General features: G+C 28.3%; 22 protein-coding genes. 11 read left to right on the top strand and 11 right to left on the bottom strand.

The window, feature by feature from the left end; translation table 11 throughout:
- Nucleotides 1-34 precede the first annotated feature (34 nt).
- Nucleotides 35-445 (bottom strand): rRNA maturation RNase YbeY, encoded by a 411-nt coding sequence (gene ybeY / locus CW731_RS10820; protein WP_100946740.1) that lies wholly within the window; start codon nt 443-445, stop codon nt 35-37.
- Nucleotides 445-3864, bottom strand: a complete 3420-nt coding sequence (locus CW731_RS10825) for a DUF4175 family protein (protein ID WP_100946741.1) — start codon at nt 3862-3864, stop codon at nt 445-447. Before CW731_RS10825 ends, ybeY begins: the two co-directional genes overlap by 1 nt.
- Nucleotides 3865-4107: 243 nt before the next feature.
- On the opposite strand from CW731_RS10825, the gene gltX reads away from it, so the two are divergent.
- From gltX to CW731_RS10845, 4 genes are all read left to right on the top strand, one after another.
- Complete coding sequence (gltX, locus tag CW731_RS10830; RefSeq protein WP_100946742.1) at nt 4108-5628, top strand: glutamate--tRNA ligase; 1521 nt, start codon at nt 4108-4110, stop codon at nt 5626-5628.
- 149 nt (nt 5629-5777) lie between these two features.
- The gene (locus CW731_RS10835; RefSeq protein WP_198519814.1) at nt 5778-6704 is read left to right on the top strand and encodes an SPFH domain-containing protein; all 927 of its coding nucleotides are present in this window, start codon (nt 5778-5780) and stop codon (nt 6702-6704) included.
- Between the two features lie 233 nt (nt 6705-6937).
- Nucleotides 6938-7678, top strand: coding sequence for a LytTR family DNA-binding domain-containing protein (locus CW731_RS10840; RefSeq protein WP_157812223.1), 741 nt, complete (start codon nt 6938-6940; stop codon nt 7676-7678).
- Nucleotides 7679-7698: 20 nt separating this feature from the next.
- A complete protein-coding gene (locus CW731_RS10845; RefSeq protein ID WP_100946744.1) occupies nt 7699-8574 on the top strand; it encodes a LytTR family DNA-binding domain-containing protein in 876 nt (291 codons plus the stop codon).
- 195 nt (nt 8575-8769) lie between these two features.
- Here CW731_RS10845 and CW731_RS10850 read toward each other — a convergent pair whose 3' ends face one another.
- The 4 genes from CW731_RS10850 to rnr form a co-directional block, all read right to left on the bottom strand.
- A complete protein-coding gene (locus tag CW731_RS10850; RefSeq protein ID WP_100946745.1) occupies nt 8770-8958 on the bottom strand; it encodes a twin-arginine translocase TatA/TatE family subunit in 189 nt (62 codons plus the stop codon).
- Nucleotides 8959-9027: 69 nt separating this feature from the next.
- On the bottom strand, nt 9028-9717 hold the full coding sequence (locus CW731_RS10855; RefSeq protein WP_100947688.1) for a head GIN domain-containing protein: 690 nt from the start codon (nt 9715-9717) through the stop codon (nt 9028-9030).
- 89 nt (nt 9718-9806) lie between these two features.
- A complete protein-coding gene (locus CW731_RS10860; RefSeq protein WP_100946746.1) occupies nt 9807-10130 on the bottom strand; it encodes a YbjQ family protein in 324 nt (107 codons plus the stop codon).
- Between the two features lie 16 nt (nt 10131-10146).
- Complete coding sequence (gene rnr / locus CW731_RS10865) at nt 10147-12372, bottom strand: ribonuclease R (RefSeq protein ID WP_100946747.1); 2226 nt, start codon at nt 12370-12372, stop codon at nt 10147-10149.
- A 137-nt stretch (nt 12373-12509) separates the two neighbouring features.
- Between rnr and CW731_RS10870 the strand changes: the two genes are divergently transcribed.
- The 4 genes from CW731_RS10870 (at nt 12510) to CW731_RS10880 (ending at nt 15490) form a co-directional block, all read left to right on the top strand.
- Nucleotides 12510-13436, top strand: coding sequence for a diacylglycerol kinase family protein (locus tag CW731_RS10870; protein WP_100946748.1), 927 nt, complete (start codon nt 12510-12512; stop codon nt 13434-13436).
- Nucleotides 13437-13686: 250 nt separating this feature from the next.
- The gene (locus CW731_RS15690; RefSeq protein WP_198519815.1) at nt 13687-13860 is read left to right on the top strand and encodes a hypothetical protein; all 174 of its coding nucleotides are present in this window, start codon (nt 13687-13689) and stop codon (nt 13858-13860) included.
- 646 nt (nt 13861-14506) lie between these two features.
- On the top strand, nt 14507-14941 hold the full coding sequence (rpiB, locus tag CW731_RS10875) for a ribose 5-phosphate isomerase B (RefSeq protein ID WP_100946749.1): 435 nt from the start codon (nt 14507-14509) through the stop codon (nt 14939-14941).
- 102 nt (nt 14942-15043) lie between these two features.
- A complete protein-coding gene (locus tag CW731_RS10880; RefSeq protein WP_100946750.1) occupies nt 15044-15490 on the top strand; it encodes a GNAT family N-acetyltransferase in 447 nt (148 codons plus the stop codon).
- Here the strand turns inward: CW731_RS10880 and CW731_RS10885 are convergent.
- From CW731_RS10885 to CW731_RS10895, 3 genes are read right to left on the bottom strand one after another with little or no spacing between them, the layout of a single operon-like run.
- Nucleotides 15487-18015 carry a carboxypeptidase-like regulatory domain-containing protein gene (locus CW731_RS10885; RefSeq protein ID WP_100947689.1) on the bottom strand — a complete coding sequence of 843 codons (2529 nt, stop codon included), beginning with the start codon at nt 18013-18015 and terminating at the stop codon, nt 15487-15489. The two genes, CW731_RS10880 and CW731_RS10885, sit on opposite strands and share 4 nt — an antisense overlap.
- Nucleotides 18005-18919, bottom strand: coding sequence for a FecR family protein (locus CW731_RS10890; RefSeq protein WP_100946751.1), 915 nt, complete (start codon nt 18917-18919; stop codon nt 18005-18007). Before CW731_RS10890 ends, CW731_RS10885 begins: the two co-directional genes overlap by 11 nt.
- Nucleotides 18920-18968: 49 nt before the next feature.
- Nucleotides 18969-19478, bottom strand: coding sequence for an RNA polymerase sigma factor (locus tag CW731_RS10895; RefSeq protein WP_100946752.1), 510 nt, complete (start codon nt 19476-19478; stop codon nt 18969-18971).
- 182 nt (nt 19479-19660) lie between these two features.
- Between CW731_RS10895 and CW731_RS10900 the strand changes: the two genes are divergently transcribed.
- From CW731_RS10900 to CW731_RS10910, 3 genes are all read left to right on the top strand, one after another.
- The gene (locus CW731_RS10900) at nt 19661-20713 is read left to right on the top strand and encodes a hypothetical protein (protein WP_100946753.1); all 1053 of its coding nucleotides are present in this window, start codon (nt 19661-19663) and stop codon (nt 20711-20713) included.
- Nucleotides 20714-20847: 134 nt separating this feature from the next.
- On the top strand, nt 20848-21630 hold the full coding sequence (locus CW731_RS10905; RefSeq protein WP_100946754.1) for a membrane metalloprotease: 783 nt from the start codon (nt 20848-20850) through the stop codon (nt 21628-21630).
- 25 nt (nt 21631-21655) lie between these two features.
- Entirely contained in the window at nt 21656-22243 is a 588-nt protein-coding gene (locus tag CW731_RS10910; RefSeq protein ID WP_100946755.1) for a porin family protein, read from the top strand.
- Nucleotides 22244-22423: 180 nt separating this feature from the next.
- Here CW731_RS10910 and CW731_RS10915 read toward each other — a convergent pair whose 3' ends face one another.
- Both CW731_RS10915 and CW731_RS10920 read right to left on the bottom strand, forming a co-directional pair.
- Nucleotides 22424-22990 carry a pseudouridine synthase gene (locus tag CW731_RS10915; protein WP_198519886.1) on the bottom strand — a complete coding sequence of 189 codons (567 nt, stop codon included), beginning with the start codon at nt 22988-22990 and terminating at the stop codon, nt 22424-22426.
- Nucleotides 22991-22994: 4 nt separating this feature from the next.
- The gene (locus tag CW731_RS10920; protein ID WP_100946757.1) at nt 22995-23792 is read right to left on the bottom strand and encodes an aldose 1-epimerase; all 798 of its coding nucleotides are present in this window, start codon (nt 23790-23792) and stop codon (nt 22995-22997) included.

The raw sequence follows: 23792 nt of genomic DNA on the forward strand, positions 1-23792 counted from the left end.
ACGTGAAACGTGGGATTTAATATTTTGATTATCATTAAATTAACATCAATAAAGAAGCATTTTCTTGCTTTGTCATCTCTTTTTGATCTTCTTCGGTCTTATCTGTAAAACCTATGTAGTGTAAAACGCCATGAATCATAACCCTTTGTAGTTCTTCTAGAAATGTAACTTTAAAATCTTTGGCATTATCTTCAACCCTTTCTACAGAAATAAAAATATCTCCGTTTATTAATTTCCCTAAGGAATTATCAAAACTAATAATATCTGTTAATGTATCATGTTGTAAAAATTCCACATTTAATTTGTGAAGATATGCATCATCACAAAAAATATAATTGATTTCACCTTCTTCACAATCATGTTTTAAAATGATTTTCTGAATCCAGTTTTCTAAAGAGCTTTCGTTTTCTAACGTAAAATCAGTTTCGTAATTAAAGGTAATCATTATTTTATCTTCTTTGGTTCAGAAAAATATTCACGAACCTTTAGTTTATAATTTTGTTGCAAAGGTAACGATTGTCTATTTAAAATTTCTATTTGATTGTAAAACTGCTTTTTAAATTCTAAAGCTTTTATTTTATTTCTTTGAGTGTCTTTTAAGTTTGAGCTAGAAGTACGTTTGTTATCTTTCCCTTGTTCTAAAGCGGCCTTGTCAAGCTTTAACAATTCATAATTTAAACGTTGCATTTTTTGAATAGTTGCTCCATTAAAACCTTTTTCTAAAATTTCATTTTCTAACTGCTCCATCGTTTTCAAAACCTTTTTTGCATCTCCGTTTCCATTCGGATTGCCGTTTTCAGATTCCTTAATCGCGTCTTGTAATTGTTGTCTTAATTGTGATTGCTGTTTGTAAATCTCATACAATTCACCATCTAAATCATCATTTTCTCCTGTTCCATTTCCTTGTCCGTTTTTACCATTTTCAGCAGACTTACCTCCTTTACCATCTTTACCCTTGTCTCCATTTTCACCATTTTTTCCTTCTTTACCAGTTTTCCCTTTATCACCTGGTTTTTTATCTTCTTTTCCTTTGCCTTCTTTGTCCCCAGGTTTATCTCCGAGTTTCTTTCCTTTCTTCATTCCTTCTTTCATTTTTTCTGAAAGCTCTCCTTGTTTTTTAATAATATCTGGCAGACTAAACCCTTTTCCTTTACCCTTTCCTTTGCCCATTTTCATGGAAGCATTTTTCATACTGTTTAGCATGTTACTTAAATAATCTGCTAAATTGTTTGTAGAAGTCATTACATACCGCTGATTTGATATTCCGTTATCGAACCTATTCTCAGAGAAATTTTCTAAAGATTGTTCTAAATTGTAATGCGCAGTAGATAAGTCATCTTGTATTTTTGCGGATATTTTAGGCAAACGCATAGACAAAACATACAAGCTATCGTCTATATGCTCAAAATAGGTTCTAATATCATTCTGTTCTTTTAAATCCTTACCAAAATCTGGATGCGAAGTTGAAATATCATTAAACTTATTCATTAAACTTTCTTGCTTAAAAGAAAAGGTAACTAAGTTTTCTAAAATTTTACGCAAGTCTTCCATGTTTTCTTCAATAGATTCTCCTTCCATTTCTAACATTGCCTTTTGCATTTTAGCACTCATCTCTTTCATTTTATCTGCACTCTTTTTCTGACTTTTCTTGGCTGATTTCTTGTCTTGTTTTTCTAAATTTTCCTCAGATTTTTTTAACGCTTCATCAATAGCTTCTTCCTCATCTTCAACATCTGGTAATTCCATTGGCTCTTTTAATTTTTCATTGTCTTTTGCCAATTCGTCTAGTTGTTTTTTTAACTCCTTAAATTCTTCGTTTATTTTCTTTTGTTCATCTAAAGTTGAAGTTTCCTCCTTTTCTAAATCTTCTTGCTTTTTTGCTAGTTGATCTAATTTATTTGCAATCTGCATAGTTTTTTGCTCCACATAGAAACGTTTCACCAATTCTAAAGTTCTTTCTAAACTACGTTCTTGTTGTTTATTTTGTTGTGCTAATTCTTTTGCTTTCTTAACTAGCTCTTCCTTATTTAGTTTTTCGGCTAATTTTGCGATTTCATCTAGAAGCTTTTGTTGCCTATCGGTTTTTTTAAGTTCTTCTATACGTTTTTTAAGTTCTTCTTTTTTATTCTGAAGATTTTGATTTTCTTCCTTTTTTTCGTCTAAATTTTCTTGCAACTTGTCTGTCTGATGTTGCATCATCTTTTTATATTGTTCTTGGCGTTTTATAAAACTTTCCACTTTCTTTTTATCATTCCAACTTACTTTTTTCTTATTTTGTAATTCTTCCTGAATTTTATCTAACGCTTCTTGTTGCTTTTGTTGTTTCTGTATAGAGTTTTCTAAACTATTAATAGTGTTTCTTTGTTCTTGCAACAACTCCTCTTCTACTTCATCATTAGTTTTTTGTCTGTAATTAAAAACGTTACTTTTTGCTTTCTTATTTCCGTTTACAGCATCGTTGTCATAGACTTCAAAAAAAAGTTCATAATTGGTTCCTTTTTCTAAATCTAACCCTTCCGGAAACTGATAAAAAAATGTTTGTACATTTGCTTTTGAAATAGGTAAAGAATGCGTTTTTAAATCCTGCGGATTATTTTCGTCGTAATACACCAATTGTAATTTATTCAAACCATAATCGTCGGAAACCTGACCAGCAAATTGTGCTGCATCTCTAGAAATAGAATCTATATTTGTTTGAACAGAAATTTCTGGAACTTCATCTTTGATCACATTTACGGAAAATTGTAAATTCTCATAATCTTGCAAATTTTTATTAGATGACGAAATTTGATAATTCAACGAATTTCGAATTCGTTTAGAAAATTCAAAACTATCTGTAGAAAGTTTTTTAAACAGATTTCTTTTGTTATTGTTAATAAATACAATTTCGTCTGTTTGCGATGCAGCAACATTCCAAATAATATATGTTCCTTCTGGTACCAATAAATTTCCAGAGTTCGGAATAACCTCATTCTTCTTTCCAATATAAGAAGGGTATTTTAATGACAACGAAATATTATTTATTGTAGGTACATCAATCACCTTTATTTGATACTCTTGAGATTGAACTCCATTTGCTGCTACATAAAAGTGAATGGGTTTTTGAACATCAGAAAAAGTATAAGAGAAAGTTCCGTTTTGGTTATTTTCTAAATAATATTGCTGATCATCATAAATTATTTTTGCTTCCGAAGGTAAAACTTCTCCTTTGGTTTCAATAACAATTAATATTGATTTTCCTTGAACAACTTGCAGACTTTTATTCTTTAAAGAAAAAGCAAAAGGTGCTGGTGGTAGATATGCAGTTCTATGATTTACAACTCGGTCTAAACTTTTCGTAAAAACATCGTTATTACCTGATATTAAGATAATTAACCAAATTAAAACGGGTACAATTGCGTATTTTAAATACTTGGCATTCTTTCTAAAATCTACTGCTTTTACAAAAGGAATAGGTTGTAATTCTGCTGCTTTTTGGTTGATGCTTGCCAATAATAAATCCGACTGATTAGAATTCTCATTAAGTTGTAAAACGTTTAATAATTTGTCTTTTACTTGCGGAAAATGGTTTCCAATAATTTTCGAAGAATATTCTAGAGATATTCCCTTTCGCAAACCAATCAATTTAAAAATAGGAATCGCAATAAAACGGATTAATAGAAAGACTTCAACTAAAATAAATAGCCAAAATAAGATGGTTCTAGCAGTTGGTTTCAACCATAAAAAATACTCTAAAAATAAAGTGAAAAATAAGTATAACAACCCCAAAGAAAAGAATAAAATAATTCCTTTAATTAGTTCGTTTACGTAATATTTTCTGGTAAACTGATGTAGTTTTTGTTCTATTGTTTTGAATCCGCTCATAATCAACTAATAAAAATACTATTTTTGAGATGATTAGCAATGAAATAAGTTATTAAAAGGATTTTGACAGTTTTTTTATAAACTTTATTTTGTGAAATTCGAAGGTCTTTTTTCTATACTCTAATTTCTATTCTCTCTTTTTAAAACTATCTTTGCAGCACGAAAAAAAGCATCTCAAATATTCTTTAAGGTGCAATAAAATATATTTTCCAGCATAAGCAGGAATCAAAAAAAAATAAAAAAATGGAATCTAATGTACGTGTTCGTTTTGCACCAAGTCCTACAGGACCTTTACATATTGGTGGTGTAAGAACAGCTTTATACAATTATTTATTTGCTAAAAAATACAACGGAACTTTTGTCTTACGTATTGAAGACACAGACCAAACGCGTTATGTTGCAAATGCAGAACAATATATTATAGATGCTTTAGAATGGTGTAATATTCCGTTTGATGAAGGTCCAGGAAAGAACGAAAAATTTGGTCCTTACAGACAATCGGAACGTAAAGAATTGTACAAAGAATATGCAGACAAATTAATTAAAACAGATTGGGCATATTATTGTTTTGATTCTCCTAAAGCTTTAGATGCTGAAAGAAAAGGGCATGAAGCTGAAGGAAAAACCTTTATTTATAACTGGCATAATAGAGCAAAAGGACGTTTGGTGAACTCATTAGTTTTAACTGATGAAGAAGTACAAAACAGAATTAATTCTGGTGAAAATTATGTAATCCGTTTTAAAACGCCACAAGATGAGCTTTTAAGAATGGAAGATGAAATTCGAGGAAATATTAAAATTGATACGAATACTTTAGATGATAAAATTTTATTTAAAGGAGACGGAATGCCAACCTATCATTTAGCAAATATTGTTGATGATCACTTAATGGAAATTTCGCATGTAATTCGTGGTGAAGAATGGTTGCCTTCTATGCCATTGCATGTTTTATTATACAGAGCTTTTGGTTGGGATGCACCTAAATTTGCACACTTGCCATTAATTTTAAAACCAATTGGTAAAGGAAAATTAAGCAAACGTGATGGAGATAAACTAGGTTTCCCTGTGTTTCCTTTAGAATATACATACGAAGAAACCGGAGATGTTTCACGTGGTTATAAAGAAGATGGCTATTTTTCTGATGCGTTTATAAACATGTTGGCTTTCTTAGGATGGAATCCTGGAACAGAACAAGAATTGTTCTCTTTAGAAGCTTTAATTGAAGCTTTCGATTTGAAACGTGTTAGTAAATCTGGTGCAAAATTTAGCCCAGAAAAAGCGAGTTGGTTTAATCAACAATATATGCAAACGAAAGATGATGCAGCATTAACAGATTTATACCTTCCTATTTTATCAGAAAAAGGAATTACTAAAGACAAAGAATTTGTTTTAAAAGTAGTTTCATCTGTAAAAGAAAGAGCTGTATTTGTAAATGATTTTTGGGAATTATCAAATTTCTTTTTTGAAACTCCTGTAACTTATGATGAAAAAGCTTCTAAGAAAAACTGGAAGGAAGGAACTTCTGAATTGATGCAAGAATTAATTACTCAAATTTCATCAATCGAAGATTTTACATCAGAAAATACAGAAAAAGAAATTAAAGAATGGATTACTGCTAAAGAAATTGGGTTTGGTAAAGTGATGCAACCTTTAAGATTATCTTTAGTTGGTAAATTAGCTGGCCCACATTTATTTGATATTATTGCAATGATTGGTAAAGAAGAAACCATAAAAAGAATCGAAAACGCGATTGAAAAATTGTAGTATTTCTTTAAGATAAACTGAAGCCTCTCAATAAATTGAGAGGCTTTTTTGATTTTAACTGTAACAAATCTATTACCCTGCATGCTATTATTAACTACTATAATTCAGTATCTTTACTAAAACAATTATTAACAACTAAAATTATAACTATGATACCTTTTTTACCCATTCTTATTGGATTAATTATTTTATTTCTTTTTGCTTCCATTTTTACTGTAAAACAGCAAACAGCCGCTATTTTAGAACGTTTTGGAAAATTTCATAGCATCCGTCAATCTGGTTTACATTTAAAAATACCTTTAATAGACAAAGTTGCTGGGAGGTTGAGTTTAAAAATTCAGCAGTTAGATGTAATTATTGAAACAAAAACATTAGACGATGTTTTTGTAAAATTAAAAGTTTCTGTACAATATAAAGTAGTTACAGAAAAAGTATATGATGCTTTTTACAAATTAGATTATCCTCATGATCAAATAACTTCTTATGTATTTGATGTTGTAAGAGCAGAAGTTCCAAAAATGAAATTAGATGATGTTTTTGTGAAAAAAGATGATATTGCCTTGGCTGTGAAAGCAGAATTAAATGATGCGATGATGGATTATGGTTTTGATATTATTAGAACTTTAGTTACCGATATAGATCCAGATCCTCAAGTAAAAATTGCAATGAACAGAATTAATGCTGCTGATAGAGAAAAAACAGCTGCACAATATGAAGGAGACGCACAACGTATACTAATTGTTGAAAAAGCAAAAGCGGAAGCAGAAAGCAAACGTTTACAAGGACAAGGTATTGCAGACCAAAGACGTGAAATTGCACGTGGTTTAGAAGAGTCTGTAGACGTTTTAAATAGAGTTGGTATTAATTCTCAAGAAGCTTCTGCTTTAATCGTTGTAACGCAGCATTATGACACATTACAGTCTATTGGTAGTGAAACCAACAGTAATTTAATTCTATTACCAAACTCACCACAAGCAGGTAGTACTATGCTAAATGATATGGTTGCAAGTTTTACCGCAAGTAACCAAATTGGTGAAGCAATGAAAAACCAAAAACCTAAAAAGAGAGATTCTTAGATTCTTCTTAATAAAATATAAAAAGCTTTTAAATCAATTCTAAAACTTACTATCTTTAAGTTTTAGAATTGATTTTTTTTTTAACTTAAATACTTCAATTTATAATGAAACCTTTTATTAATTGGTTTTCAAAACCGTACTATTTTAATTCAGAACCTAAATTTCGTCTATTATTAAGTTTAATAATAGGTCTATTTATTTTTGTTTTTGTTTATGCTTTTCAGCCTTTTGGAATGGCTGAACTAAAAAATAATTTATTTTTATATAGTCTTGGCTATGGTATTATTACTTTTTTGGTACAGCTTGTACTATTTATAGGAGGACCTTATTTTTTTAAAGATTACTTTAAAGATGAGAATTGGACTATTGGAAAAAATATTTTATTACTTACCACTTTAGTAACATTAATAAGTCTTTGTAATTGGTTTTATAATTCTAAAGTGCAAGCTACAGACAATTTACAGATAATAAATCTAAAAAATATATTTGGTTATACATTTTCAATTGCTATTTTTCCGATAGTAATGGTTACTTATTATAAAGAAGTTTTTCATCGTCACAAGAGAGAAAAAATATCCGACGATATTATGAGTTTGAAAGTTCCTAAAAAAGACAAAAACAAAGAAGAAAAAGAAATTACAATTTATGGTACAAATAATAAAGAAAACATCACTTTTAATAGTAACGATTTAGTTTATATAACTTCACAAGCAAATTATGCTAGTTTTTATAAGAAAACAACTAATGGTATAGAAGAGCAGATATTAAGAACTACACTTTCTCTTATTTCTACTAAGTTAAAAGAACATAACGTTTTTATTAGATGTCATAAATCTTATATTGTAAACTCAACATATATGGATACTATTTCAGGAAATGCTAGAGGTTATTTTTTAGAATCTAAATTATTATCAATACAAATACCTGTTTCTAGGAATTTTAAAAAAGAAGAACTTAAAAATTTAATTACTTAATTTAAAACATTAATTTGTCTATGACATGGTTTATTAATTGGCTTTCAAATCCTTATTATTTTAATCCATCAATAAAATTTAAACTTAGAATAAGTTTTTTTCATGGAGCATTTATATTTTTATTTTTATATATTTTTAGACCCTTTTACCTTTCTCAAATCGAAGTAATAATTATAGAATATACTTTAGGAATTGGCATTATTGCTTTTTTAGGAACTTTTTTTGTTTTATACATTCCCGCACTTATTTTTAAAGATTATTTTAATGAAGATAATTGGACCATTGGTAAAAACATTTTATTAATGGCAATAGGTGTTACCTCTATAGGTATAGTTTTATGGTACTTTGGCGAAATCTATAAAAAACCTTATAATCTTATCAAAATAAGTCTCTTAGAATTTCTTTTTTATACGTTTCTAGTGAGTTTAATTCCTTTAACCTTCTTTATTTTTATTAATGAAAAAAAGATTAGAGAAAGAAGAGAAAAAAAGGTATGTAATATTAAAACAATTAAAAGAGCAAAAGAAATTAGCTCTTTTAAAAAAATAGCCAAAAAAATTTCTATAAATTCTGAGAATGAAAAAGAGACCATTACTTTTCATATAGAGAATTTAGTTTACATTACTTCTCAAGGTAACTATGCAAGTTTCTTTTTAAAGAGTGAAAAAGGTTTAAAAGAAAAAATATTGAGAGTAACTTTAACAAAAATAGCTACCGAATTAAAAGAGTATTCTAATATGATAAGATGTCATAAAAGTTATATTATAAATACTAATTATATAGATGATATTTCTGGAAATGCTAGAGGCTATCTATTGAAATCAGATTTTATTCCAATAGATATTCCTGTTTCAAGAAAATTTTCTAAAAAATCTTTGCAAAGTTTATTACAATAACATTCCCGTTTATCCCAAATACCTCATAAACGTTCCTGTTTGCAACAAAAATTTAATAGTTTCAATTTTCAAAACTATATTTGCAGAACAATAAATTAAGTCAAAAGTTTGGGGGAATTCTTGATTTAATAAACTAAAAAGCTCAACTTGTTTATACAAATTGAGCTTTTTTATGTTTTAAAATAATAGTTAAGTTTACTTCTTCTCTTCTAATTGTTCTTCTGGTTCTTCTTTGGCAGCATTTTTAAATTCTTTAATTCCGCTTCCTAAACCTTTCATCAATTCTGGTATTTTCTTTCCACCAAAAAAAAGTAAAACTACAACAACAATAATGGCTATTTGCATTCCACCTATCATTCCGAAATATATAGATAAACTATTCATCTTATTAAAATTTTATTAGTTACAAATATACAAAAAAGGTTGTTATAGCAATCTTTTCTAATTCTTCTATTAATTTCTTTTTTCTATAATACCACCAATTACTTTTTTATCTTTTACAACTTCTGGATTTCCTTTGTAAAAAATAGTACCACCAAAACTAACTTTAGCGTTTAAAGTTTCTCCTGCGGTAACTTCTGCTTGTGCACCTGTACCAGCTTTAACGGTGGTATTACCAGAAGATTTTAAATTATAACCATGATAAATACCATATAAATCTACAGCTACTTCTTGGTTCTTTGCAGTACCAGAAACTTTTATAATACCACCAGATGAAGCTCTAATAGTTAAATAATTAGTTTTTGTAGTTAAGTTAATAAATGCTCTTTCTTGTGCATTTAATTCTACTTTATCTTGATTAAAGTCTTTACTTGTAATAGTTGCACCTTCGTTTGCATCAATTATCTCAATATTTTTATTGTAGTAAAGTTTAATTAAAACTTTCCCTTCAGCTGAGTTGTCTGAAGGTTTTAAAGAAAAAGGTAAAGACAGTTTTAATGTGTTACTTACATTCTTAATCTTTACCATATCAGATTTATCGCCCGTAATTTCTAATTTTTGGTCTGTAGATTTAATTAATTCTACTTCGATACCATTATAAATCTTCAGCGTTGTAAAATCTCCTAAATTATTATTTATTGTAGTTTGTGCAAAGGTTGTTATACCAACAAAAATTGTACATATAAAAATTATTTTTTTCATTTTTAAAGGTTTTATTAGCATATTTAATTCAATAATTATACCATTCTAATAAAGGTAAATATTAAAATTTATTGTGATGAGCTACAAATTTATTTCACTTTTACTGCAGTTCCTGTAATTGAAACTAATAAAGTGGTTGAATTTGCAACAGGTTCTATATCTAATTGAATACCAACAACAGCATTAGCATCTAATTTGATCGCATTCTCTTTTAAATTCTGAAATGCCTTTTCTTTAATAGATTCTAATCCTGCTGCATAATTTTCATAATATTTAGAAGTATTAAACATATCTTTAAAAGACATTTTTATTCCTTTATAAGAATAACTAGAATTATATGCAGTACCTGTAACAATTCCTAGATAGTCTACTATTTGAAAATTTTCAATATTTGGGGTTGTTGTTAATATCATCTTAATCTATACTATTTTACTCTTCAATTAAATTAAAATCTAAATGTTTACGTTCTAAATCGGCATTTTTTACTCTTACTTTTACTTCATCACCTAATTGATACATTTTTTTAGAAGATTTACCAATAATAGCATATTGCTCTTCATCGTACACGTAATAATCGCTTTTTATATCTCTAATTCTCACCATTCCTTCACATTTATTAGAAGCAATTTCTACATAAATACCCCATTCTGTAACGCCAGTAATTACACCTTCAAAGATTTCATCTTTATGATCTTGCATGTATTTAATTTGCATGTATTTTATAGATGATCTTTCTGCTTTAGAAGCTAATTCTTCCCTATTTGAAGAATGTTTACACTTTTCTTCATACTTATCTGCTTTTGGTGTGTCTCCGCCATCTAAATAGTGCTGTAGTAATCTATGTGTCATTACATCTGGATAACGTCTAATTGGTGACGTAAAATGACTATAATAGTCAAAAGCCAAACCATAATGCCCAATGTTTTGGGTTGTATAAACAGCTTTTGACATGGTTCTAATGGTTAATGTTTCTATCATATTAGATTCTGCCTTACCATGCACATCACTTAATAACTTATTTAAAGAGTCTGATGTAGTTTCTTTGGTATCTGTATTTATGCTGTAACCAAATTTACGAACCATGTTTTGTAATGAAGCTAATTTTTCATCATCTGGCTCATCATGCACTCTGTAAATAAATGTTTTATTTGTTGCTTTTCCTTTAGAAAAACCTACAAACTCGGCAACTTTTCGATTTGCCAATAACATAAATTCTTCAATTAATTTATTTGCATCTTTAGATTCTTTAAAGAAAACACCTACTGGATTTGCTTCTTCATCTAAATCGAATTTCACTTCTACTCTATCAAAAGAAATAGCACCTTGCTTCATTCTTTTTTTACGAAGAACTTTAGCTAATTCATCTAACTTTAAAGTAGCTTCTACAATTTCTGGTGTTACTGTATATTCTTTATCAATAATAGAAATATCAACAGGCATTTCATAAGATTGAATATCATCAGATAATGTGCAGTTTTCTATAATTGCTTGTGCTTCTTCATAGGCAAAACGTTGGTCTGAATATGTTACTGTTCTACCAAACCACTCTCCTACTATTTCTGCTTTTTCATTAATTTCGAAAACTGCAGAAAATGTTAACTTTTCTTCATTTGGTCTTAAAGAACAAACACCGTTACTTAACATTTCTGGTAACATTGGTACTACTCTATCTACTAAATAAACAGAGGTTGCTCTTTTATAAGCTTCGTCATCTAAAATAGTTTTAGGTTCTAAATAATGCGAAACATCTGCAATATGAATTCCTATTTCGTAATTACCATTTTCTAATTTGGTAAAAGATAATGCATCATCAAAATCTTTTGCATCTTTAGGATCTATCGTAAAAGTTAAATCTTTACGCATATCTCTACGTTTAGAAATTTCTTCTTTTGTTATTTCTATTGATAGATTTTCTGCTTCTTTTTCTACTTCTGGTTCAAACTCATAAGGCAAATCATATTCTAGTAAAATAGAATGCATTTCTGTATTATGCTCTCCTGGTTTACCCAAAACCGTAGTAATTTTACCAAACGGATTTTTTGAGTTTTTTGGCCAATCTAAAATAGTGGCTTGTACTTTATCACCATCTTCTGCCCCATTCATTTTATTTTCTGAAACAAAAATATCTGCATACATTTTGTTATTATCTGGAATTACAAAACCAAAATTTTTATCTTTATTTTTCTGTAAAACACCAACAAAATCGGTTTTAGCACGTTTTAAAATTTCTACAACGTCTGCTTCCATTTTCTTTCCACTTCGTTTTTTATAAACATAAGCTTTAACGGTATCTTGGTGCAAACCTTTACCTAAATTATTATTTGGTATAAAAATATCATCTTCAAAATCATCACTAATAAAATACCCATTACCGTTAGAAGTAATATCTAAGGTACCAACAGAATATTTTTTATCTACATTCACTTGAAACTTACCTCTGTCTGTTTCTTTAATTTTTTTATCTGAAGCTAATTCTGCTAATTTCTGAATGATCTGATTTTTTCCATCCGTATCATTAATTTTTAATTTTGCAGCAACTTGTTTGTAATTATAAGTTTTAGTGCTGTCTTCGTTTAAAACTTTAAATATATTTTTGGTTAAGTCTCTAACAACATTCCCTTTCTTTTTATATATTTTTTTCTTCTTTTTTGTCATTTATACTGTATTATTTATGTCAATTTATAATTTTAATAAATTGACTACTCTGCAAATTACAATTATTCAAACAATTTTGTATTAAAAAACTGTTATGAATCTATTTTGTAATTTGGCATACTATTAATTTATAATTTATGTCTTATATTGATACAATCAATACTAATTCTTGGTTTGTAATTGCAAACCCTGTTGCTGGAAATCGGAATTTTTCTAAACGATGGAAGGAAATTCTACAATTACTAAAAAACAAGAATTTAGACTATTCTTTTGCTTTTACTCAGTTTTCTAAACATGAAATTGAATTGACACAAAGTGCGATTCAAAAAGGGTTTAGAAACATTATTTCTGTTGGTGGAGATGGCACACTACACAATGTAGTTAACGGAATAATGCTGCAAAGGTATGTAAAAACTTCTGATATAACTATTGCAGTGCTTCCTTTAGGAACTGGAAACGATTGGATTAAAACTTACAACATTCCTAATTCAATTGAAAAAGCAATAGAAATCATCTATAAAAGGAAAATAATATTACAAGATATTGGCATTTTAAAAACAGATAATAAAACTATCTTTTTTAATAATGTAGCTGGTTTAGGTTATGATGGTTACATTGTTGATAAACTAAAATCTTTAAAAAAATTTGGTACTATTTCTTACATATTGGCTGGAATTTATGGGTTAATTTTTTATAAAAAATCTGTATTTAAAATTATTTTTGATGATAAAATAATAGAAACCAACTGTTTAATGACAGTTTTTGGAATTTGTAAATTTTCTGGTGGTGGCATGCAGTTTACAGAAAACGTAAATTCTTCTAATGGTTTATTAGATATTACAATTGTTAATAACCTTACTTTTTTAGATTTAGTGGTGAACCTACCTAAATTATATTCTGGTAAAATTGTACACCATAAAAAAGTAGCAACTTACAAAACGAAAGAAATTACAATTATTCCAAAAAATTCGAAACCAATTATTCAAGCAGACGGAGAATTAATTGAAACTGGCTCGGTAAATGTTAAAATTATAGAAAAAGCGATTCAGTTTGTGGTGAAATAAAATCTCTGCTTAATATATATTCGGCGATATTATTCCGAAATATAAGGATTCTCATAATTATTTAAAAGCAAAAATTGTTCTTGCAATTAAGAGATTCCGTTTTCTGCTAGATTATTTCAACTAACTAATTTATATACCTCTCCTTGTTATTTTCTAAAATTATAGTTTTAATAAGTTAAAGAAATCTTAAAGTATTTGTAACGATTTCTAAAATAATGCGTCTTTATAGAAAGAGACTATTTATTTTAAGATGAAAAATCTATATAAAATTATAACTTTATTCGCTATTATCTTTATTACAGGCATTTTTGTTACTGTAATAACGGTAAATTCTTCGTTAAATAAATTTGAATCTCAAGAAAAAACTGTTGAAGTTCAAAAAGACACTTTATATCTTTTAAAAGCTGAAAAGAAAACGGTTTAATCTAAATCTAACTTATTTTCTTTCATATTTATTTTTTCAAAATCTAAAACTATTACTATTTCAAAAACTTTCTTTTTCTTAAATTCTTCCTTTTAAGAAATGACAAATTTCTATTTTTTCACAGTTATCAACATTCTATATTATAATACTTTTTTCTTTTATTAAATTTTAAAAAACAATGGTGCTTATAATAGTGTGTGAATAGCTACTATAAAATTGTATTTTTTTATTTTAATATATGAGTTATTAAAAAGCATCTACACTTTATGAGCTATTTAAAAGCTTAAAAATCAACTTAAAAATAGAGTTGTTAACAATAGTTATAAACAGCTATTAACTTTTTTTCTGAACAACTAATATCTAATTCCATGTAAACAAAACGTAAATTTTATGTTGATAAACTTTTATCAAAAACTAATAAAAAAAGTTGTTTATGTGGTAAGCTCCCTTGTATTGTAATAAAAAATAGAACTACCAAATAAAGTTACGAGTTTATCATTACAACTTCTTAACATTGTATTAAAAAGCTAAAAACTTAAAAATTAAAGAGTTATTAAAAATGCTAAAATTTTGATTGTTTATAACTGTTGATAACCGTTAGTTTCTGTATTTTTGCGACAGACAACTAAATTAAAATCAACTTATTATGACAATTGCCATTGGTAACGATCACGCCGGAACAGAATACAAGTTCGAAATTATAAAACATTTAGAAAATAAGGGATATAAAGTTCTAAATTTTGGAACTGATACAAATGATTCTATGGATTATCCAGATGCAATTCATCCAACAGCAGATGCTGTAGAAAGTGGTAAAGCAGCACTTGGTGTTATTCTTTGTGGTTCTGGAAACGGCGCACAAATGACAGCTAATAAACACCAAGGTATTAGAGCTGCACTTTGCTGGAACAACGAATTGGTTGCATTAACAAGACAACATAATAATGCTAATATTCTTACTATTCCTGCACGTTTTGTGTCTTTACAACAGGCTATAGGTTTTGTAGATATTTTTCTTACTACAGAATTTGAAGGAGGAAGACATGGTACAAGAGTAAATAAAATTTCTTGTGCTAGCTAAATATCTGTCATAGCTAAGAATAAAGCAATCTCTCTGTTAATAAAGAGATTGCTTTATTCTTCGTAATAAAAAAAGTTAGAAAACAAGCATTTATTAAAGTATATGGAATTTATAACAAAATCATTTAATGAACTTACAATTAATGAATTGTACAATATTCTTCAATTACGATCGGAAGTTTTTGTGGTAGAACAAGATTGTGTATACCAAGACATCGATTTTAAAGATCAAAAATCTTTGCATGTTTTTGGAACGAAAAATAATGCAATAGTTGCATACACTCGTATTTTTAAACCAGGAGATTATTTTGAGAATGCAAGTATTGGTAGAGTTGTAGTTGCTACTTCAGAAAGAAAATATGGTTTTGGTCATGACTTGATAAAAGCTTCTATAAAAGCCATAAAAATTCATTTTAAAGTTGATGAAATTACCATTTCTGCCCAAAAATATTTAAATAAATTTTATGAATCTCATCAATTTATTCAAGTTAGCGAAGAGTATTTAGAAGATGGAATTCCGCATATTAAAATGGATAGAAATTCTAATTAGAAACGTACTCTAAAACTTAAATTCGGAGTAAAAGGCAAAGAATAATTGTTTATTCTTGTAACATTATTAGCACTATTATCAGCTACAATATAGTAAGAATCTATAATATTTTTTTTATCTGTAATATTCGTAAAACCAAGACGAATGGTAGCTTTTATAGCATTATAAAAATCGAAGTTATAACTTCCAGAAAGATCTAATCTAAAGAAATTTTCTAATCTTTCTTTGTTAGGATTGTCATAATTTACTATCGTTCTATTTCCATTTTGTATGGTTTCATTTCCTACAACCGGTTTTGTATAAGGTTTTCCAGATCTTAGAACACCACCAAAAGATATTTTTAACTTTTTAGTAAAACTATAATTAAAAGCGGCACTTAATGAATGTGAAATATCTAAACTATTAGAAAATGTTTTTGGATTAAAAACATCAAATGTATAATGGTTTTTTGAATACGTATAGCTTACCCAAGTACTAATACTTTCAGTCTGTTTGTTTATTAAAAACTCTAACCCTTTTACCTCATAATTACCAATAGAGTTTAAGTTTTGGGTATTGTTGTAAAAGCCTTGGTTAGCAGCTGTAATTCCGTCTACTTTTTTAAGAAAACCAGTAATATCTACATATAACTTATTCTTAGAATATGCTGCACCAAAAGAAACTTGTTTACTTTTTACAATAGGCGTGTTTTCATCGTCAGAAAGAATCCATCTTCGTTTTTCTATTCCTAAAAAATTATCTTCAAAATCTATTTTTTGTGCTGTAGTTTGGTTCTTAAATTCCCCTTCTAATTTTAAAGAAAATTCAGAATTTAATTGCTGTCGGATATTTATTCTAGGTTCTACTAACAGTTTTTTAAACTTATCAAAGTAGTTTGCACGAACGCCAAATCTCATATATGTATTGTTTTTATGAAATTCAAGTTCCGAATAAAAAGCACTTTTTAGCAACACATCTTTAACTGTTTTAGAAAAAGTTGGCGCATTTACAGTGGTGGTATTTCTAATACCAATTTCATTTAAAACGATTCCATTAGTAAAATGGAAAACATCAGAAAATTCATATTTAGAATTCAGTTTTATAGCTGTTTCTAACACGTTGTTAAACTGTGTTCTAAACTGATCTGTGTCTTTATTATAATCGGAAGAATTTATTTTATAATCTGAAAAGAAAGCGGATAAATTAGTGGAAAATTTAGAATTCCAAATGGCATCCCAATTTATTTTTACACCTAAATTTTCTTGTTTTAGAGCACTATTTTCTTCAATTGTAGTATTGTTAGCAGTGTATTTTTCTTGATATTCTAAATTGTTTTTTATATGGATAAAATTTGTTCGAATGGAATGATTGTAATTGATATTATACAAAACCTTAAAAGAATAATCATAGAAGTAAAAGTTTGATTCTGTGTTATTTACAACACTAGAGGAGATAGAGTTGTCTTGAAAACTTCTTGAAAAATAATTGTTATATGTGGGTGTATTTATAAGGTCTGTAAAAGATCTTCTTGCAGAAATATGTAGTTCTAAATTCTCTTTAATAGGAACCTGTACAAAGGCATCTGCACTTAATAAATTAAAACCACCACCACCAGAAAACTTATTGGTAATTCTGTTAGAAGTTTCCATATTTATGGTAGACGAAACACCGTCTGAAAACGCACTACTTGTTCCGTTTTTTGTAACAGATACTTTCTTTGTTAAATAAGGATTATATGCAGATATAAGACCAAAAAAATGCCCTGCATGGTACATTTTAATTCCATCCCAAAGTATTAAATTTTGGTCATTTGAACCGCCTCTAACATTTATATTAGAAACACTTTCGTTTACACTTTCTACACCAGGTAGAATTTTAATAGTTTTTAAAATATCTGGTTCTATTAAACCTGGTAAAATTCCGAATTTCTCTGTATTCAAAACCGTACTTCCATCTACATTTTTTTGCAAACCAGAAGTTAGAAATTTACGCATTCTAATTTCTGATAATTGCGCTATTTCTTCTTCTAAAAAAATTTGATTACAATTGGAAGAAAACAATTCTTTAGCAGTAATAACTTTTGTTTTAAAACTGATAAAAGAAAGACTTAAAGTTGCATTTACAGGCACATTCTTTAAATAAAAAATACCTTTACTATTGGAGGTTGTTCCTAATTTGTAACCATTTACTTTTACAGAGGTTAATAATAATGGTTCTAATTTTTTTGAATCTAAAACGGTTCCGCAAATAGATATATACTTATTTAAAAAGGAAACAGTTACATATCTATTGTCTAGAGTTTTAAAATATAAAAATGTTTTTTCGTTTAAAAAAGATAAGAGTTCATCTAAAGTAATCCCTTTTTCTGGTTGCTGTATAAAAATGTTTTTTACATCCGTATCAGAATAAGAAAATTTAATATCATAGGTTTTCTCAAGCTCTAATAATACAGACGAAAGCGCTACTTTATGAGAAGTATTCTGTGAAAAAGCAATACTTACTGTTAATAATAAACTAATTAATAATAGTTGAAATTTATTTATCATAATTAAAGATAGTAATTTTTTTACCTTCAATTTTATAGGATAATTGTAACGGAATTGTAACAGATTGTAATGCAATATTTATATCGGTATGTGTAAAACCACCAGAATATAAAATGTCTAAATCAACTTCTTTTGTTTCAATTGTATAATCAAATTGATGTTCTAATTCCTCTAAAACAAATCGCAAAGCAGTACTTTTAAAATTAGACTCTTTTTGCAACCAATTTTTTTCATTTATATCAAAAGTATGTGTACTATCAATTTTACCATTTACTACTTTAAAAATGGTTCCTTTAGGTAATTTTACAACAGTATTTTTGTAAGCAACACTTACCAAACCTTCATATGTTTTTACTTCAAAATAATTTTCTCTTTCTTTCACATTAAACTGTGTTCCAAGAACAGTAACTTCACCAATATCTGTATTTACAGTAAACTTTTTTCCTTTCTGAACCTTAAAATAAGCTTCCCCTTTTAATGTTAAACTTCTACTGTCTTTCCAATCTTTTTTAGAATACGAAATTTTTGAATTTGCATTTAAAACTACTTCTGAGTTATCTGGTAGATTGAAGTTTTTTGTTTGTGCAAACTCCGTTTTAATATTAGCATTGGTATTAAATAAAAAGAAATAAGAAGTAGTTAATAACACAACCACTGCTGCTGCATATTTATAGAGTTTCTTATAATTAAATTGCACAACTTTCCCTTTTTTACCGGTGTTTTGCATTTTCAATTTTAACTCTGCAAGGGCTTTTTCAACATCAACTTTTGGTGTTTCTATTTGAGCCGAATAATGAGCAATTTTTTCTAAAGTTTTAAACGCATCTTTTTCTTTTAAACGTGTAAATTCTTCATCAGAAGCTTCTCTGTTTAGCCATTTTAATATGTCTTTCTTTTCTTCCATCTTTATATACTTCTATGTATGAAACACTTAAAAAGTAGTTTACCCTACCTTAAATACCATCAATTTTAGTTCTTAATTTTTTTAATGCTGATGACATTCGTTTTTCCACTGCTTTTTGAGAGAGTTCTAACATTTCTGCAATTTCTCTATATTTTTTTCCATCAATTCTATTCATCAGAAAAACCTCACGTTCTCCTGCTGTTAAATCTGCAATAGCTCTTTGTAACTTTTCTTTAAATTCTTCTTCTTCTAATAAATAATCTGGACTTTGGTTATCTATATCTAAATAAGGACTACTTTTTGCATATTCAAAAACTACCTTTTGGTGCTTCACTTTATTTAAAAAAAGATTGTTAACAACTGTAAATAAGTAAGACTTCGCTTTCGAAAAATCGATTTTTGCACAATTCTCCCAGATTTTTATAAATGCTTCTTGTGCTAAATCTAAAGAGGTATTTTTATCACCAGACTTATAGTAAGCAAAATTATTAGCAGACTGTATATGAGAAGTATAAAACTCATTAAAATAAATTTCGTCGCAAAGAGATTTATCAGCCATAAAAGGGTTTTTAAAAAAAGTAAATTTTTTCTGATGACAAAGGTAGGGTAAATAAATGTTTAGTTGTTTTACTAACAGAAGGCCAAATAATTAGTCCTTCAAAAATATAAAGTAGTGTAAAATAAAACAACGTTGTTTTACTATTAGAAACAAGAAAATATTAATTATCTAAACGTATTAAAATGAAAAAATTAAAACTAATTACAGTAATTGCTTTCGCAGCAATTTTAGGATTTACTTCTTGTCAATCAGAAGAAAGTACAGAAGTAGGAACAAACCCAAACGCAAATTCATCTACATCTCCAACAGCTTCTAATTATAAAAGAACAGCAATGAATGATGGTTCTAGTGATGATTTTTTAGACGGTAATGCGTGTACAGAATTATTGTTTCCATTAACAGCAACAGTAAACGGACAAAAAGTTACTTTAATAAGTAAATTAGACTTTTCTGCAGTTTTAAATATTATGGGAGAATTAAATGACGATTCTGACGCTGTAACTTTTAACTTTCCTATTACTGTAAAAACAAGTAGTTATGCAGAAGTAGTTGTAAACAATCAATCTGAGCTAGATGCTTTAAATGAAGAATGTAATAATGCAGCATCTCAAGAAAAAGATGCAATTTCTTGTATAGATATCGATTTTCCGATAACAATGTTAACTTACAATGTAAGTATAGAACAAACAGGAAGTGTTGTAATACAATCTGAAAAACAACTATATGCTTTTATGACAGGTTTACAATCAGACGAATTATTTAGCGTAAATTACCCAATGAGTGCTACTTTAAGTAACGAAACAATTGTACAAATTAATTCTGATGCAGAATTTAAAAATGCAATTTCTGAATGTGTACAATTTGAAGGTGAAAAAGAGGAAGCTGCAACCATGGCTGCGGAAGTAGAAGCAACTTTAACAAACACAAAATTTAAAGTAGAAAGTTTTATTACAGCAGGTGTAAATACGGCAACAGACTATGTAGATTGGTCTGTAGAATTTACAAACGATTTAAAATTAGTTGCTAAGAATAATGCAAACGCAACATTATCAGAAATCGAAGGTACATATACTGTAAGCTCAGAAACAGCTGTCTTTTTAAATGTTGCATTTGGTAGTAATAACTCTGTAAGTGCTTTAAATAACAATTGGGTTGTAACTTCTTACAGTAACACAATGGTTGCTTTACAAAGTAAAACAGATGCTTCTACCACCTTAACTTTTAAGAAGATTTAAATAATACTAATAAATTATCGGGGGACAATTTAGTTAGTTAGTTAGTTAGTTAGTTAGTTAGTTAGTTAGTGAGTGAGAACTTTGCAACTATTACAAGAGCACGTACTAGTTGTAAAGTTTTAAATTAAAATAAAATGAACATAAATTTATTAAAAGTAGTTTTAGTTGGTAGTATCCTTTTTTCTTGTACATCAGAAAAAGAAGATAATTTAGATGGAGGAAATAACGGAAATACAAACGTTGTTGCAAATAGACAAGCCACAGGTTCTTCTGCAAATGATTTGCTTTCTGCAGATATCTTTAAAAAATTGGTTGTTGAAATTGCATATATAGAAGGTTTTAAACCAACAGAAACAGCAAAAAACAACTTTAAAGAATTTATAGAAAAGAGTACTTTTAAACCAGAAGGAGTTGTCTTTATTGAAAAACAAATTCCGGCTACAGGTAAAACAGTGTATAATTTAGAAGAAGTAGTTGCTTTAGAAAAAGAACACAGAACTAAATACAATGCTAATACTACAATTGCAGTTTGGGTGTTATTTATTGATGGAAAATCTTCTAAAGACACCAATCAAGGTTCCATTTTAGGTGCTGCATATTGGAACACCTCTTTTGTAATTTACGAAGAAACAATTCACAATTTAAGTGATGGTACATTCGAACCAGAAAGAAGTTTGTTAGAAAGCTCAGTAATTAATCATGAATTTGGTCATATTTTAGGCTTAACAAATTTAGGAAGCGATTTACAAAGCGATCACGAAGATGCAGACCACCCAAAACATTGTATTGTAGAAGACTGTTTAATGTATTGGGCAGCAGAAACCAGCCAAGGAATTGGCAGTATGATTTCTGGAGGGAATGTGCCGAATTTAGACACGCAATGTTTGGCAGATTTAAAAGCAAATGGCGGAAGATAATTTGATAATTTAAATAATTAAAAAGATGAAAAAAATATATATAACCATAGCTTTATTGATTACTAGTGTAATATCATTAAGCGCACAAGATAGAAAAAATAAAGCGACAGCAGGTATTAAAGGAGGATATAACCTTTCTTCTGTTAGTTTTGATGGAACTTCAGAAACCTCAAAATTACACGGATTTCATGTTGGTATTTATGGCGAATCTTACATTGGAAAATACCTATCTATTCAACCAGAAATTTTATACTCGCAACAAGGATATAAAATTGTAGATGATAGCGGAACGTACACACAAAAATTAGATTATATAAATATTCCATTGATGTTGAAACTGTATCCTGTAAAAAGTTTCTTTTTAGAAGCAGGACCACAAATAGGATTTTCTATTTCACACAAAGAAACCTTTGATTCAGGTTTTATTTTGTACGATACCTCTGAAGAATTTGAACCTAATAATTTTGATTGGGGTGTAAATTTAGGAGCAGGTTTTAAAAGTGATGCAGGCGTAAGTTTAGGCGCAAGATATCACATTGGTCAAAGTGATATTTATGATGAAGACAAACCCAAAAATAGAGTTTGGCAAATCTATTTAGGATTTGAATTTTAGTTAGAACTAAGTTAAAAGAGAAGTAATTTTACTTCTCTTTTTTTGTTATTTTATATATCAAGTAACCAAAACCAACAACAAAGTGTAAAATTATTACGGCAGCTACTATATATAAGGTGGTGTTAGAAGTATTCATACCACAAAATTATAAATATATTTCTTCTTTTTGTGTGACATTTATCACATAAAAGTAGCTACTTCTTTTACGCCACTAATTTCTAAATCTCCTAATTTTATTTCGCCAATTCTTACACGAATTAAACGTAAGGTAGGCAAACCTACAGCAGCAGTCATTTTTCTAACTTGTCTAAATTTTCCTTCTCTTATAATAATCGAAACCCAACTTGTGGGTCCGTGTCTTTCATCTCTAATTTTCATGCTTCTTAGCGGAAATTTAGGATCCTCAATCATAAAAGCTACCCCAGGTTTGGTCATGTATTTTTTTCCATTAAAACCAATTTCTACACCCGTTTTTAATTGTTCAATTTCTTTCTTTGTGATTACTCCATCAACTTGTACATAATATTCCTTTTCGTATTTATTACTTCTAATTTCTGCGGAAACTTTGCCGTCTGTTGTTAATAAAAGTAACCCTTCCGAAGGCACATCTAAACGACCAATTGCCATTGTTCCTTCAGGAAAATCGTGTAATTCTCCCAATAGTTTTTTCTTCCGCTTTGCGGGATTTACAAACTGAGAAATCATTCCCCAAGGTTTATGAATAACAAAGTGACGGTGTTTTTCTATCAAACTATAAAATTTTAATTGCTACAGAAAAACTATTTTTTCCTTTGGATAAATGCATGTTATCTTCAGAGAATTTTTGGTCAGTATAAGAAGTATATTGTGTAATTGGTTCTATGCAAACCATGTTATTAACTTCTGTCCAAAGCATAAAATTATCAAAGCCTTTTGTAGTAATTTCTAAATCCTTTTTATCAATATTTTTTAGAATGATTTTATCAGAATTTAAAATAGGAAACGCATTAGAACCTACTTTTTTTATCTCCTCTAAATTGAAACTTTTATCATTAGAAACAAAAGTTTCTTTACCAGTATTAGATAATAAAAAAGCAGGATGATAACCCAACATAAAAGGCATTCCTTTTTCTGAATGGATAATAAAATCGATTGTTAAAATATCATTACTTAGAGTAAAATTCTTTTCAAACGTAAAATCAAAAGGCCAAAATAAATGTTTTTCAGATGATTTTTCTGGAAATTTACTGTTCTTTATTTTCGTATTTTTTTTATATTTTTTGATGAATTTTACGCTGTTTTCATCCGAAGAAATTAAAATATACTCTAATTCTCTTAACAAACCATGTTGATCTAAAACAGTATCTCCTTTGTTAGTATGAACTCTAAAATTATTTTTAGAAGTTGGGCCAATTACAGGAAACATTTCATCATCAGAATTACGCCAACCTTTGTTTCCTTTTTGATGAATATATTCTAGATTATCTTTCTTTAAACTTAGTAATTCTCCTTTTCCAATAGTAACTTTAGAGTCTTTACCTTTAGAAATTAAAGATATTATATTTTTCAT

The organism is Polaribacter sp. ALD11 (assembly GCF_002831685.1).
Classification (GTDB): Bacteria; Bacteroidota; Bacteroidia; order Flavobacteriales; family Flavobacteriaceae; genus Polaribacter.

What these genes read in the sequence shown, in the direction of transcription:
- rpiB (WP_100946749.1), top strand. Translation starts at nt 14,507, where the DNA reads ATGACAATTGCCATTGGTAACGATCACGCCGGAACAGAATACAAGTTC.
- rnr (WP_100946747.1), bottom strand. Translation starts at nt 12,372, where the DNA reads ATGACAAAAAAGAAGAAAAAAATATATAAAAAGAAAGGGAATGTTGTT.
- CW731_RS15690 (WP_198519815.1), top strand. Translation starts at nt 13,687, where the DNA reads ATGAAAAATCTATATAAAATTATAACTTTATTCGCTATTATCTTTATT.
- CW731_RS10835 (WP_198519814.1), top strand. Translation starts at nt 5,778, where the DNA reads ATGATACCTTTTTTACCCATTCTTATTGGATTAATTATTTTATTTCTT.
- ybeY (WP_100946740.1), bottom strand. Translation starts at nt 445, where the DNA reads ATGATTACCTTTAATTACGAAACTGATTTTACGTTAGAAAACGAAAGC.
- CW731_RS10855 (WP_100947688.1), bottom strand. Translation starts at nt 9,717, where the DNA reads ATGAAAAAAATAATTTTTATATGTACAATTTTTGTTGGTATAACAACC.
- CW731_RS10880 (WP_100946750.1), top strand. Translation starts at nt 15,044, where the DNA reads ATGGAATTTATAACAAAATCATTTAATGAACTTACAATTAATGAATTG.
- CW731_RS10885 (WP_100947689.1), bottom strand. Translation starts at nt 18,015, where the DNA reads ATGATAAATAAATTTCAACTATTATTAATTAGTTTATTATTAACAGTA.
- gltX (WP_100946742.1), top strand. Translation starts at nt 4,108, where the DNA reads ATGGAATCTAATGTACGTGTTCGTTTTGCACCAAGTCCTACAGGACCT.
- CW731_RS10905 (WP_100946754.1), top strand. Translation starts at nt 20,848, where the DNA reads ATGAACATAAATTTATTAAAAGTAGTTTTAGTTGGTAGTATCCTTTTT.
- CW731_RS10845 (WP_100946744.1), top strand. Translation starts at nt 7,699, where the DNA reads ATGACATGGTTTATTAATTGGCTTTCAAATCCTTATTATTTTAATCCA.
- CW731_RS10850 (WP_100946745.1), bottom strand. Translation starts at nt 8,958, where the DNA reads ATGAATAGTTTATCTATATATTTCGGAATGATAGGTGGAATGCAAATA.
- CW731_RS10840 (WP_157812223.1), top strand. Translation starts at nt 6,938, where the DNA reads ATGGCTGAACTAAAAAATAATTTATTTTTATATAGTCTTGGCTATGGT.
- CW731_RS10860 (WP_100946746.1), bottom strand. Translation starts at nt 10,130, where the DNA reads ATGATATTAACAACAACCCCAAATATTGAAAATTTTCAAATAGTAGAC.
- CW731_RS10870 (WP_100946748.1), top strand. Translation starts at nt 12,510, where the DNA reads ATGTCTTATATTGATACAATCAATACTAATTCTTGGTTTGTAATTGCA.
- CW731_RS10920 (WP_100946757.1), bottom strand. Translation starts at nt 23,792, where the DNA reads ATGAAAAATATAATATCTTTAATTTCTAAAGGTAAAGACTCTAAAGTT.
- CW731_RS10900 (WP_100946753.1), top strand. Translation starts at nt 19,661, where the DNA reads ATGAAAAAATTAAAACTAATTACAGTAATTGCTTTCGCAGCAATTTTA.
- CW731_RS10890 (WP_100946751.1), bottom strand. Translation starts at nt 18,919, where the DNA reads ATGGAAGAAAAGAAAGACATATTAAAATGGCTAAACAGAGAAGCTTCT.
- CW731_RS10895 (WP_100946752.1), bottom strand. Translation starts at nt 19,478, where the DNA reads ATGGCTGATAAATCTCTTTGCGACGAAATTTATTTTAATGAGTTTTAT.
- CW731_RS10825 (WP_100946741.1), bottom strand. Translation starts at nt 3,864, where the DNA reads ATGAGCGGATTCAAAACAATAGAACAAAAACTACATCAGTTTACCAGA.
- CW731_RS10910 (WP_100946755.1), top strand. Translation starts at nt 21,656, where the DNA reads ATGAAAAAAATATATATAACCATAGCTTTATTGATTACTAGTGTAATA.